We start from the raw sequence: 13335 nt of genomic DNA on the forward strand, positions 1-13335 counted from the left end.
TCTCCGCACCTTGCCCACGTGCGATACGAATCTGCAGTGATGGGATTTCTCAACGGCAGATAGGGAAGTTCCAACGCTAGAGATATCGGGGGCTTTGACGGTGAATGTGGATGTACGAACGGGATCACTCGCAAAATAGGATAAAGCGACATGGGACTGCCTACATCAATCACCTCGCAGCTGCGCATTCCCCTGATCGCGGCACCGATGCAGCATGTATCGGGGCCTGAACTCGTTGCCGCGGTCTGCCGGAAGGGTGCCATCGGGTCTTTTCCAACGCAAAATGCACGGACGCCGGAACAGCTGGACGAGTGGCTGGTGAGGATAGAGCGAGCTTGTGCTGAGTCGGATGACGTTTCGGCACCATGCTGTCCCAACATCGTCATGCGTAGATCACCTGAAGCCCTTCAGGCCGATATAGATGTTTTGGTCAAGCATCGGGTCAGAATCGTGCTTGCGAGCGTCGGATCGCCGGAGGCAATCATCCCTCAATTGCATGATGTTGGATGCACGGTCCTGACAGATGTCGCCACAATGCGACACGCGGAAAAAGCGATCAAAGTGGGTGCGGATGGTCTGGTACTTCTGACCGCCGGCGCCGGAGGACAGACCGGCTGGCTAAACGGCTTGTCGTTTGTCAGGGCGGTTCGGTCGATCTATGACGGGCCTGTGGGGCTCGCGGGCGGCCTTTCCGACGGCAATGCACTTTGGGCAGCACGCGTGCTGGGGTGCGACTTCGGGATGATGGGTACACGTTTCATCGCAACGCATGAGAGCTTGGCGCCGCAGGGTCACAAGCAAATGGTGGTCGATTCAGGTATCGACGACATCCTGTTAACGAAAGCGATCAATGGATTCGATGCCAATTACCTCCGGTCGTCGATCCTGGAAGTTGGGCTCGATCTCGCCGAGTTGGCAATACCGCTGAGCGTTGAAGAAGCACGGAAGAGGTTCAGCGCTGACCTTGCTGGAACTGGGCCGAAGCGATGGGCCGATATTTGGAGCGCCGGTCATACAGTTTCCGTCGTATCCGAAATCCAACCAGCGGGGGAGGTAGTGGACGAAATTGCCGATGAATATCACACGGCGATGAACGAAACCGCGAAGCTAATTTCTGATCTCCAGAATGTCGCAAGTCAATGAACTCTACGCCTAAATTAATGAGCGACAATAACCGGTGAGGAGGCGGGCGGGTCCACGGAGCCTCGGACGCCGCATCAATGAATTGTCGCCTTCTATTTCGAATGCCTACGCGTGCTTACCTTCATGGTTCGCTACGCGATTTCCACAATTTCGCTGCTGCAGAGTCGATGCAGAAGCGTCACTTCGGGACGCGTGATAATCGCCGCCTCCAGGCCTGGTAGGCTTGCTCGACGCCGAAGCGGCCGCTCTCGGTTAAACGGCTTCGCACTGCTTTGAGGACCGCCAGACATCAACGGGCCCCAGGGATATGAAGTGGCCGATCAAGCCATCGTGAGGACCACGGTAACTGTGGTGCCCAGCCGATTGCTCATCGCTTCGCGCAGCCAGATAATAAAGTCGCCGACGAACCCTCAAACTATGCCGCCGGAAGCCGTGAAATTCTATCGATCGGCTGACCCAGGAACGGTTCGAACTCTTTCGGACGGGTGGCGGCCTAATATCGTGGAGACGGCGTCATGTACGCTATCAGGGCCGCTCGGCTGCGTAAAAAAGTAATCAGCCGAATGATTTTATTTCCAATCGTCAGATCAGCTTCATTGTTTATAAGGGGAAGGCCCTGTGGCCTTAGCGCATGGTTATGAGGATTGCACCCTTGAATCGTGACCGGATTGCAGAGAACACCTAGACCAAGCGCTATTCGTCTGATTGAGGCCGCTCATCCGTGTCCAAGCGGGCTCAAGGTCCTATCAGCGAACACCTTTTCTTTAGTTCCCTTATGTTCACCCCCACGGGGAATGTTCGCCGGACAAACCAGGACAGGACAGACTGATGGACTTTGAATTTACCGCAGAACAAAAACTAATTTACGATACTGCCAGGCAGTTTTGCGACAAGGAATTGATCCCGCACGAAGCATTGCTGGAAAGGACGGGGGAACTTCCGCACGAGTTAGACTTGGAAATCCGACGTAGGGGCATGGAGATTGGTCTCCATGCCTGCAATATGCCTGAAAGTGTAGGCGGCGGTGGGCTCAATTGTGTGTCGATGACGCTTGTTGAGAAGGGCCTTTCGCGTGCCTCGACTGCACTGGCAGAGTGCGTGCGACGACCCAATAATATCCTGGCTGCGTGCGAAGGTGAACAGGTCGCTCACTTCCTAGAACCTGTCATGCGCGGTGAGAAGCGCGAATGCATAGCCATGTCTGAACCCGATGCAGGATCGGACCTGCGGGGAATGAAAACGCGGGCCGTCAAAGACGGATCCGATTGGGTTATAAATGGGACTAAGCACTTTATCGGGTACGCGCGGCGTTCTCAGTTTGTAATCCTTTTTGCCGTGACAGGCGAAGATCAGACGCCGACCGGAATTAAGAAAAGAATCTCTTGTTTTCTCGTTGATTTGGATGCGCCAGGGCTGGTCGTCGCCAAGGGCTACGAACAGTTGGGACACCGGGGTCACTCCAACGACATCCTTCATTTCGACAATGTCCGCGTTGGCGGCTGGCAAATGGTTGGCGAAGAGGGCGATGGCTTCAAGGTCGTCAACGAATGGCTTGGAGCAGGCCGCCTTTCCGTTGCCGCCGTCTGTCAGGCGCGCGCCGAGCGGGCCTTCGAAGTTGCGGCCGACTATGCTGCCCAGCGCCGGCAATTCGGTCAGCCAATTGGCAAGTTCCAAGGAATAGGATTCCCCCTTGCTGACATGGCAATCGATATTCGCCTCGGCGATCTGCTCCTGATGAACACTGCATGGAGAGTTGATCAAAACTACCCTTCGATCGCGCAAGACTGCGCAATGGCAAAGGTCTGGTGCTCCGAAATGCTGGGGCGCGTCGCAGACCAGGCGATCCAGACATGCGGCGGCATGGGTTTGATGACTGATCTCCCGCTGGAGCGGATATATCGTGATGCACGTGCAGAGCGCATCTGGGAGGGGACTTCTGAGATCCAACGCCACATTATCAGCCGGGAACTTATGCGAGAAAGAGGTGCATAAGTGGTGTAGTGCCATTTCAGTGTACCGCTGTGACATGAAGAGTAACATGGAGTCGTTTGTATAAGATACGAATATAATTTGTGCCTAGCCGAGTATCGCAACGGAGAAGACTGGGGGTCTTCCGTTAGGTCTGCGAGACGAACTCATAAGAATATAGGTGCAATGGATAAGCTTGCGAATTGATCAGCACCGGTGAAACATTTCGCAAAAATGTCAATCTGCATATGACTTGTATTGACCCTTCCTGACGATAGATTTATTTTGCAACAGCGAACGGTAAAAGATGCGGCCGATCTCTATACGCCCTATTTGTCAGCGTCTAAAAAACTTCAGCAAAAGGAAGCCCAATCGATGGGAGTACTCAGCGGCGTTAAGATCATCGAAATGGCCGGGCTCGGGCCGGGACCATTCTGCGGCATGCTGCTCGCCGACCTCGGTGCTGATGTGATTGCGGTGGAGCGGCCTACGGAAGACGTGGGTAATCTGAGACCATGGTCGCTATGCAGTCGAGGCAAGCGCTCAATCGTGTTGGATATAAAAAAGCCCGAGGCTGTCGATACGTTCTTGAAACTTGTTGACGGGGCCGATGCCTTGATCGAAGGCAATCGGCCAGGTGTTATGGAGCGCCTCGGGATAGGTCCGGATGTTTGCCTCGCCCGCCGGCCATCATTGGTTTACGGCCGGATGACCGGCTGGGGACAGTACGGTCCTCTTTTGCAGGCGGCAGGACACGACGCCAATTATGTGGCTCTTTCCGGTGCCTTATGGCTAGCAACCCAGCCTGGGCAACCACCTGAAGCACCTCCCACAATTCTGGGCGATGCGGCAGGAGGTGCGCTTTATTTAGCCGTTGGCATTCTCGGCGGAATTCTCCGCGCCAGGAAGGATGGCACTGGCCAAGTGATCGACGCTGCTATGGTCGATGGCTCGGCTCACCTGATGAGCCTCTTGCTATCGTTTCTTCACACTGACTACGATCTTTCTATCGCAAACGCCCGGCCTGGCGCTCTCAGGAAGCATTTTGACCGTACATACGTCTGCTCAGACGGTGAGTGGATCGTGGTGCAGGCCGAGGAGCCAAAATTCTACGCGGAATTCCTCAAGCATCTTGGCCTCGATCACGATGAGCGGTTCGCCGAAAATCAAAGAGGCAACCCAAACGTCTGGGGGCCGCTCGGAGATGAGCTTGCGGCGCTTTTTAAGACAAGAACACGTGCGGAATGGAGTGAGATGCTTGAAGGCACCGATACGTGCTTCACTCCCGTCTTATCCATGCCAGAGGCAGCTGTGCATCCACATATGTTGGCACGCGATGTCTACCGAACTGTCGACGGTGTCTTGCAGCCAAACCCTGCTCCGCGCTTCTCAGCAACACCGTCGGCTGAACTGAGATCTATACCAGTCCGCGGAGCGCACACGGCAGACATCTTATCCGAGCTTGGACTCAACGAGGAAAGGATCGAGGCGCTCAGGCGCACGGGCGTTCTAGGGTCGGCGTAAGCGCCGGTCATGCAAATGAGGCCGCAAGTGGTCCAGCTTGGTAAAACGACCGGCATCCGTCCGATATCGTGTATCGTGCACCAGATAGCTACTGTTCCTCCCCAGCTGTGCGTGTAGCTGTTTCGAATCTCATCGGCGATATCGGGACGTGGTTGAGGATATTGCTATCCCTGGACTTGGCGATCGCGCGGATGTGGCCGACGCAAGATCCAGCGGAGACACGGCGGTACCAACGAGATCATGAAGGAAATTATCTGGCGGGCGATGTGAAATGACAAATTTCTCCGTAGAATGCGTGCTGAGCCGGCAGTTTGAGCCAGTCGAACACCACTATTCCCGAAGAGATACAGCCTTGTACGCCTTAGGTGTGGGGCTAGGTGAGAGTCCCACAGATCCCCGGCAATTGCGCTTTGTTTATGAGCAGCGGATGCTGGCTTTACCGACCATGGCTGTCGTTCTTGCCACGCCTGGATTCTGGCTTCAGGACGAGTCGCTCGGCATCATATGGGAAAATGTGTTGCACGGCGAGCAAGGGTTTGAGCTCCACGATATTCTGCCAGTTGAAGGTGCTGTCATTGGCACCACCAGGGTGAATGACATCCTGGACCGTGGCGCCGAAAAAGGCGCCTTCATCTACTCCACCAATGAGCTGCGAGAGGCGTCGACGGGTCGAAAGATCGCGACCTTAACGTCAACTGACGTCTGCAGGAGCAACGGCGGTTTCGGTGGCAGGGCTGATGGCGCACCACCACCTCATCCCATCCCCACCCGAGCTGCTGATGCGGTCTGGGATTTCAAAACGGATGCCAAGGCTGCTCTCATTTATCGATTGAGCGGCGACTATAATCCACTTCACGTGGATCCGGCAGTGGCCAGCGTTGCAGGGTTCGAATCTCCAATCCTCCATGGTCTCTGCACTTTCGGCATCGCTGGTCATGCTTTACTGCGTGAGACTTGTGAATACGATCCCTCCCGTTTGACGGCAATGAAGGTGCGGTTCTCAGCTCCCGTCTATCCCGGAGATACCATTCGTACCGAAATGTGGCGCGACGGCTCGACTGTCAGTTTTCGCAGTAGCGTTCGCGAACGTGGCGTTGTCGTCCTCAACAACGGCAAAGCTACGGTCGAGCGCTCGCTCTCCACGTAACGAGCAGAAATTTTTCTTCATGAGTAAATTGTTCGGCAAGTTGCCGCACCGACTCCCAAGGCGTCACTTCTGGGAAGGTACGCGTGAAGTGCGCCTCCTGCTTCACTGATGCAACAAGTGCAACAAGTGCAACAAGTGCAACAAGTGCGAAAGTTTACTTCCCACCAAGGCCTTCTGCCGCCGCGGTGTCTGCCGTGAAGTTGAAATCTCTGGATAGCCCCTAGATTTGCGGTCCAGTCGAGCCATAGGGCGAACCGCGGCAGCAAGGAGACTGATGCGCCTACACAAAGCAACGCCTTTTGGCAAAGTTTGCCGCGCGACCAAGTACCTAGATCATTAAGAGCGCGGCCTTCATGCCGGCCCCGGCTGCGCGGCCAGCCAGTCGTCGACGCTCGCGATGCGCATGGCGCCGGCCAAGTACAGATCAATTAGCTCGACAAGCCGTTCGCTGCCGAATGAGGCGAAGTGGCCGGCATGCACGGTTTCCACGGGCAGTTCGCGCAACCGGTGGAGGGACTCGCGAAAAGATTCCGGGTCGGAGTGCCAAGCGTTGTCGATCAGTTCTCCATCATAGACCGCGTCTCCGCTAAACAGCGTCTTCGTCGCTCTCTCGTACAGCGCGATCGAGCCGGGCGAATGTCCGGGAAGGTGCAATACCTGGAAGACGCGGTCTCCGAGGTCCAGCACGTCGCCGTCATCGAGATATCCCGTAAGCGGCGCCGGCGTCAGTCGGTAGCTGTCCCACACATAGCCTTCACGCGGTAGCGCGGTCAGCAGTTCGCCACCGATCCAGGCCCGAGCGCAGCTGTTATCCAGGTCAGGCTCGGCATAGACTGAGGCTTCCAAGGCATGGCCCAGACGTACGTCAAATTCGTGGAAGCAGCCAATATGGTCGAAATGGCAATGCGTGCACACGGCGTGCACGCATTGCCCCCGAAGTGCCGCGAGCTCCTGCTTCATTGGCCTCAGTCCCATGCCGCTATCGACCAGCAGGTCGCGGTCGCGGCCATGGATCAGCCACATGTTGCAGCGCATCCAAGGCACGATATGACGTTCCACGATGCGGCTCACGCCTGCGCCTATCTCCGAAATTTCGTACCATTCGGTTGCGACGGACAGGGGCAAAGCTTTCGGCACGGCGTACCTCAGTTGGAAGCTGGATATCCATTCTGCGCGATTCGTCTCGCAGATCCGCTGTAAACCTGGAATCCGTCGACATAGGGCATAAGACCCGGGCCTAGCAGCTCCCCCGCCTCGACTTGCATATTATTCTTATGCATCGGCTGATCCATGACCAATTCCAACTCTTTCGGGCGTGGCGACCTGTTATCGTATAGAAGGCGTTTTATACTCTATCAGAGCCGCAGGCTGCGAGTTGCGTAAAAAAGTAATCAACCGGATGATTTTATTTCGAATCTCCGGGTGAGCCTCGTTGTTATATGAGGATGGCCTCGGGCTTGAGCAGCATGCCACGACACAGCACTAAGGGGAGTCAACGTTTTGAACAGCAACATCGCACTGGAGAACAGGCGGGCACGTCTCAAACGCATGTTGGCGCCGCAGAGTGCGGTATTTATCGGCGGAGCGTCGCTGATACCGGCCATTGAGAATTGTCGTGCGCGCGGATTTCAAGGACGTATTTATGTCGTCAATCCGCGTCGTAGCGACCTCGCGGGCATTTCTTGTGTGCCTGACATCGCCAGCCTTCCAGACGTTCCGGAGGTCGCATTCATAGCTGTGCCAAAGGAGAACGTAGTAGGCGTGGTAGGTGAGCTGTCGGCAATTGGTGTCGCTGGTGCGATTTGTAACAGTGCTGGCTTCTCAGAAATGCGTGGTGGAGAACAATCGCAGCGCGATCTGGTGGCTGCCGCCGGTGAAATGCCCATAATCGGTCCGAACTGTCCGGGTGTTGCCAATTTCGCCGATCGATCTGTTTTCATGATGGATCATTTCGGGGAGCATGATCAAAACGGAAGTGTTGCGCTCATAAGCAACGGAGGATCGTACCTCTCTGACTTGGGTTCATCCGATCGGTCGCTGCCGGTAGCCTACTCTGTTGGCCTCGGTAATCAGGCGATGATAACTGCAGCCGACGTCCTGGACGTAGTTTTGGACGATGAACGCATTCGCGCTGTGAATATCTATTTTGAAAGCATCAGAAATTCGGCCGCACTGTCCGCTGCGGCGCTTAGGGCTGCGCGTAAAGGAATTCCAGTGATCGCCATCAAGGGCGGGCGCACAACTGCCGGGCAGCGCGCCACGCAATCGCACACAGCTTCGCTTGCGGGCGACGACACGGTAGCTTCGGCGCTGTTTAGGCGACTTGGCTTTGTTCAGGTGGGTACTCACACCGAAGCACTCGAAACCCTCAAGATGCTCGTGCATGCGCCAAAGGTGAAAGGACGCCGTACTGCCTACGCCACGAGTTCAGGGACGTACGCAGTACTCGGTTCTGATATTGCCGAAGCGAACGGTCTTGATCTTCAGCCTCCTTCAGCAGGGGCGGCAAAAGAAATAGAGAAGCACTTGCCGCCTTACGTCCATGCTGCCAACCCTCTAGATATTGTTAGTTCGGCCGAGGATGAAAAGCGGACTCTCGATATTTACCGGGCTTTCCTGTCGGACGACCTTGACGTCGCAGTAAATATCATGTGCTACCCGCCAGAGGGCGGTTGGGACCCAACGACTTGGGACATTAACACAACGGTGTTCGCACAAGCTGCCCGAGAGCGCGGCTTGCCCGCAGCTTTTGTCAACACGATGCCGGAAATGCTTTCAAGAAGTGTCCGCGAACGCATGATTGCTAACGGATTGGCACCGCTTCAGGGATTGGAAGACGGCCTACGTGCGGTTTCGAATGCTATCCGTTCGTCGGAACTTGCGGAAATCGTTGCGCGAAAGAGTGACGAGGAAATCCTTTTGCCGCTCAATTCGGTAAATGTGACCAGCTCAATTGCTCTCGACGAGGCGTCGGCGAAAGCTGAACTTGCCAACGTCGGAATTCCTGTGCCTCGAAGTGTCGTGGTGAAAACGAGTCAGTCAACAAGCCTTGAAGGCCTGGTGTTCCCAGTAGTGGTCAAGGCGCTCAGCGCGGATCTCTCCCACAAGAGCGAGTTGGGTGCTGTTGTGCTTCGTTTGGGTACGCCGGAGGAGGCGTGGCAAGCCGTTCGCAGCATAGCAGCCAGATTGAAGGAATCGGCCGAAAAGATCGCCGTTTCGGACTACCTGGTCGAAGAGATGGTAAAGGACGGAGTCGGCGAGTTGCTTGTAGGCATACGCCGGATTGACGGGATAGGTCTCGCCCTAACCATCGGCATGGGTGGCACGGAGGCGGAACTCCTGCGAGACACTGCCACAGTCCTGCTGCCCGCCTCGCGTGCTACGATTGCCGAGACTCTGCGCGGTCTAAGACTCTTCCAGCTTATTGACGGTTGGCGAGGGCGGACGAAGGGCGACGTCGAAGCGGCGGTGGACACCATCCAAAAGTTTGCCCAGTTCGCCATCTCAAACGGGGACTGTTTCGTCGAAGCCGAAATCAATCCGCTGATCGTGCGGCCCCTGGGGCAGGGGGCGGTCGCCGTCGATGCAGTGATGCGTCTTGCTCGGTAGCTGCCGCACTGGCCCTGACGAAGGGCGAGGGAACAATATGATCTATGATCCCGCATGATTGGGTACAGGAGAGTTAAATGAGCGAGGAATACAGTCAAGTTTTAACCGAGCGCCGGGGCCATATTTTAGTCATCACTATTAATCGCCCCAAAGTGAGAAATGCTTTCGACATAGCTACGACCGTGGCAATGCAGGCGGCGATGGATCTACTTGATAACGAGGACGATCTGTTTGTAGGCGTTCTTACCGGCGCGGGGGGCAATTTCTCGTCTGGCATGGACTTGAAAGCGGCAGAAAGGGATGGACCTCCTCCCGCACTTGAGCGGGGGGACTTTGGAATCATGGGACGTCCGCCGTCAAAGCCACTGATCGCGGCGGTTGAGGGTTATGCGCTTGCCGGCGGCTTTGAGACATGTTTGGCATGCGATATGATTGTGGCGGCACGCGACGCCAAGTTTGGCCTACCCGAGGTTCGTCACAACTTGCTGGCGACCAACGGTCTAATACGCCTTCCACGGCGAATGCCGTACCACCTAGCAATGGAACTCTGCCTCACAGGGGCTTTCAAGGATGCTCCTTACTTGGAGCGCTTTGGTATCGTGAATTACCTAACCGAACCAGGCAAAGCCCTCGAGGAAGCGCTGAAGTTGGCTGAATCGCTGCTTGAAAATGGACCGCTTGCAGTGGCGGCAAGTAAAGAGATCATATTTCAGTTGTTCAATCGAGATGCAGAGGCAGACGAGAAACAGTTAATAGAGCTGCCGATCGCTAAGAAGGTATTCAATTCGGAGGACGAGCGCGAGGGCCTGCGGGCCTTCGCCGAAAAGCGCAAGCCGGTGTGGAAAGGGCGATAGCATTCGACGCCGCGTCTTCTTGGCTTCGTCACTAATCCACGGGTTTCACCGGGATTAGATCAGCGCCAGCGCCCCAGCGCCCCTTCATTCCTATTTTTTGATTTCATTTTAGCCAGACGGAAAAATGGTCTCCGAAAAAACAAAGATAGAAAGCGCATATGGACTTCGAACTTACTGACGAGCAAAAGCTTATTTATAACACTGCTAGGGAATTTTGTGAGAGAGAGTTAATTCCACACGAGGAATTGCTGGAGAGGACGGGGGACCTTCCACGTGAGCTAGATTTGGAAATCCGCCGTAAGGGTATCGCCATTGGCCTTCATGCCTGTAATTTACCCGAAAGTGTCGGGGGCGGTGGACTCGACTGCGTATCATTGACGCTTGTAGAGAAGGGCCTTTCGCGCGCTTCTAATGCATTGGCTGAAGCTGTACGTCGACCCTTCAATATTATGGCGGCATGCAAGGGCGACCAAATTGCTCATTTCCTGGAACCTGTCATGCGCGGCGAGAAGCGCGAATGCATAGCTATGTCTGAACCCGATGCAGGATCTGACCTGAGGGGGATGAAGACCCGGGCCGTCAAAGACGGATCCGATTGGATTATCAATGGGACCAAACACTTTATCTCGAATGCGCTGCGCTCCCAGTTTGTAATCCTCTTCGCCGCGACCGGCGAGGAGCAGACGTCGACTGGAGTTAAGAAAACAGTCTCTTGTTTCCTTATTGATCTTGATACGCCGGGGTTAACAGTCGCGAAGGGTTATGACCAGTTGGGCCATCGCGGACACACCAACGACATCCTGCACTTCGACAATGTACGGGTTGGCGGCTGGCAGATGGTTGGCGAGGAGGGCGAGGGTTTCAAACTGGTCACCGATTGGCTGGGAGGCGGCCGCCTTTCCGTCGCCGCAGTGTGTCAGGCGCGCGCCGAACGGGCCTTTGAAGTTGCTGCCGACTACGCTGCCCGGCGCCGGCAATTCGGCCAGCCGATCGGCAAGTTTCAAGGAATAGGTTTTCCGCTGGCTGACATGGCAATCGATATCCGGCTTGGCGACCTCCTTCTGATGAATACGGCTTGGAGAGTTGACCAGAAATTTCCTTCGGTCGCTCAAGACTGCGCGATGGCAAAAGTCTGGTGCTCCGAAATGCTAGGGCGCGTTGCAGATCAGGCGATCCAGACCTGCGGTGGTATGGGCTTGATGACTGATCTTCCGTTGGAGCGGATCTATCGTGATGCACGGGCTGAGCGGATCTGGGAAGGCACCTCTGAGATCCAGCGTCACATTGTCAACCGGGAGCTCATGCTCGCGAGAAGAGCATGAATCACGAACGACCGTCGCCAGAGTACGGATACTGCGAGTGTGTTGGGACGCCTGTATTTATGTTGCAGATGAGAGCAAGTCGCTTAGGAGATTATGCCACCTCGTCTTCTGACCTCTTAGTGAGAAGGCGCACTGCCCAACCTGGAGACCGGCTAATAAGACGTCCGGCGGCGGAAGGTAGGGAAAACTCGATGCTTCTCCATCCTGAACAGGGGAATGGAGCGCTTGATATATAGGAACGTGCTCTCAACATAGGCCAAAAGCTCGCAAAAAAGTCACTTGGCAAATGACTTTAATTCGCCTTCCTAGCGAGCGGTTTTCGCGCAATACGGACAAATACTTGATGTGGCGCCTTTTCCGCTAGCCATTGTCGTATGGTCTACGAAACTTTACCAACAGGGATATGATCGATGGGAGTACTCAGCGGCGTCAAGATCGTGGAAATGGTCGGTATGGGGCCGGGGCCATTTTGCGGCATGCTACTTGCCGACTTAGGGGCTGACGTGATTGCGGTGGAGCGCCCAGCAAAAGACGCGGGCGCTCCGCGACCTTGGTCGATATGCAGTCGTGGCAAACGCTCAATTGTTCTGGACATGAAGAAGCCGGGAGCAGTGGACACGTTCTTGGAACTGATCGACGGTGCCGATGCTTTGATCGAAGGCAACCGCCCAGGTGTCATGGAACGCCTCGGAATAGGACCCGATGTTTGCCTCGCTCGTCGGCCATCACTAGTTTACGGCCGGATGACCGGATGGGGACAGTATGGTCCTTTGTCGAAGGCTGCGGCACACGACGCTAATTACATTGCTCTTTCCGGCGCTCTATGGATTTCAACCCAGCCTCGTCAGCCTCCTGAAGCACCTCCCACAATCCTGGGCGATATAGCCGGAGGGGCTCTCTATCTAACTGTTGGAATTCTCGCTGGAATACTGCGGGCTAGAAAAGATGGCACTGGGCAGGTGATCGATGCAGCTATGGTCGATGGCTCGGCCCACCTGTTGAACCTCTTAGTATCGTTTCTTCCCATCGAATACGACCTCTCTATCGCAAACACCCGGCCAGGGGCTCTCGGGAGGCATTTCGACCGTACTTACGTCTGCTCAGACGGTGAGTGGATCGTTTTGCAGGCTATGGAACCCCAATTTTACACGGAACTTATCAGGCGTTTAGGTCTCGATCACCATGGGCGTTTCGCCGAAAATCAAAGACACAACCCGGGCGTCTGGGGACCGCTCGGAGAGGAGCTCGCCGCACTGTTCAAGACCAAAACCCGAGCGGAATGGAGTGAGTTGCTCGAAGGTACCGATACGTGCTTCGCGCCTCTCCTATCGATGCCAGAGGCAGCGGTGCATCCTCATATGGTGGCACGCGATGTTTACCGAACAGTCGACGGTGTCTTACAAGCAACTGCAGCTCCGCGCTTCTCATCAACACCGTCGCCTGAACTGACTTCTGTACCAGCCCTCGGAGCGCACACCACAAACATCTTATCCGATCTCGGCTACAACGAGGATAGGATCGAGAACCTCAGGCGCTCGGGTGTCCTGGGATCGGCGTAAGCTTCCTTCATGGATCGAATATCTCAGTTCTCTCGGAAGGTGACTCAATCCGCTTTGGCCGCGGACGTCGTCCACGCGTCAGGAGACGAGCTCAGCTTTCTCGTCATAGTGTCCCAGCGGGGGAGGGCCCTTAGTCATCCATAGCGCCTCGGCACCAGAAGCCGTCGGGGAAAGGAGCTGTTTGAAATACGAGGCTCAATGACTCAATG

9 protein-coding genes are annotated in these 13335 nt (G+C 55.5%); 8 read left to right on the forward strand and 1 reads right to left on the reverse strand.

Features of this window, described 5'->3' with window-relative positions; translation table 11 throughout:
- The first annotated feature begins 150 nt into the window (after positions 1-150).
- From G6N73_RS26750 to G6N73_RS26765, 4 genes are all read left to right on the forward strand, one after another.
- The gene (locus tag G6N73_RS26750) at positions 151-1143 is read left to right on the forward strand and encodes an NAD(P)H-dependent flavin oxidoreductase (protein WP_165033009.1); all 993 of its coding nucleotides are present in this window, start codon (positions 151-153) and stop codon (positions 1141-1143) included.
- 828 nt (positions 1144-1971) lie between these two features.
- Positions 1972-3135 carry an acyl-CoA dehydrogenase family protein gene (locus G6N73_RS26755; protein WP_165033010.1) on the forward strand — a complete coding sequence of 388 codons (1164 nt, stop codon included), beginning with the start codon at positions 1972-1974 and terminating at the stop codon, positions 3133-3135.
- 234 nt (positions 3136-3369) lie between these two features.
- On the forward strand, positions 3370-4635 hold the full coding sequence (locus G6N73_RS26760) for a CaiB/BaiF CoA transferase family protein (RefSeq protein WP_246252602.1): 1266 nt from the start codon (positions 3370-3372) through the stop codon (positions 4633-4635).
- Between the two features lie 271 nt (positions 4636-4906).
- Positions 4907-5782, forward strand: a complete 876-nt coding sequence (locus G6N73_RS26765; RefSeq protein ID WP_165033011.1) for a MaoC family dehydratase — start codon at positions 4907-4909, stop codon at positions 5780-5782.
- Between the two features lie 351 nt (positions 5783-6133).
- On the opposite strand, the gene G6N73_RS26770 is transcribed toward G6N73_RS26765, so the two are convergent.
- On the reverse strand, positions 6134-6853 hold the full coding sequence (locus G6N73_RS26770) for an MBL fold metallo-hydrolase (protein ID WP_206079102.1): 720 nt from the start codon (positions 6851-6853) through the stop codon (positions 6134-6136).
- Between the two features lie 429 nt (positions 6854-7282).
- On the opposite strand from G6N73_RS26770, the gene G6N73_RS26775 reads away from it, so the two are divergent.
- The 4 genes from G6N73_RS26775 to G6N73_RS26790 all read left to right on the forward strand — a co-directional run bounded on the left by G6N73_RS26775 (position 7283) and on the right by G6N73_RS26790 (position 13126).
- Complete coding sequence (locus G6N73_RS26775; RefSeq protein WP_165033012.1) at positions 7283-9391, forward strand: acetate--CoA ligase family protein; 2109 nt, start codon at positions 7283-7285, stop codon at positions 9389-9391.
- 77 nt (positions 9392-9468) lie between these two features.
- Entirely contained in the window at positions 9469-10245 is a 777-nt protein-coding gene (locus G6N73_RS26780) for a crotonase/enoyl-CoA hydratase family protein (RefSeq protein ID WP_165033013.1), read from the forward strand.
- Positions 10246-10403: 158 nt separating this feature from the next.
- Positions 10404-11567, forward strand: a complete 1164-nt coding sequence (locus G6N73_RS26785; protein ID WP_165033014.1) for an acyl-CoA dehydrogenase family protein — start codon at positions 10404-10406, stop codon at positions 11565-11567.
- Positions 11568-11977: 410 nt separating this feature from the next.
- The gene (locus G6N73_RS26790) at positions 11978-13126 is read left to right on the forward strand and encodes a CaiB/BaiF CoA transferase family protein (protein ID WP_165033015.1); all 1149 of its coding nucleotides are present in this window, start codon (positions 11978-11980) and stop codon (positions 13124-13126) included.
- Positions 13127-13335 lie beyond the last annotated feature (209 nt).

The organism is Allomesorhizobium camelthorni (assembly GCF_011045125.1).
Classification (GTDB): domain Bacteria; phylum Pseudomonadota; class Alphaproteobacteria; order Rhizobiales; family Rhizobiaceae; genus Allomesorhizobium; species Allomesorhizobium camelthorni.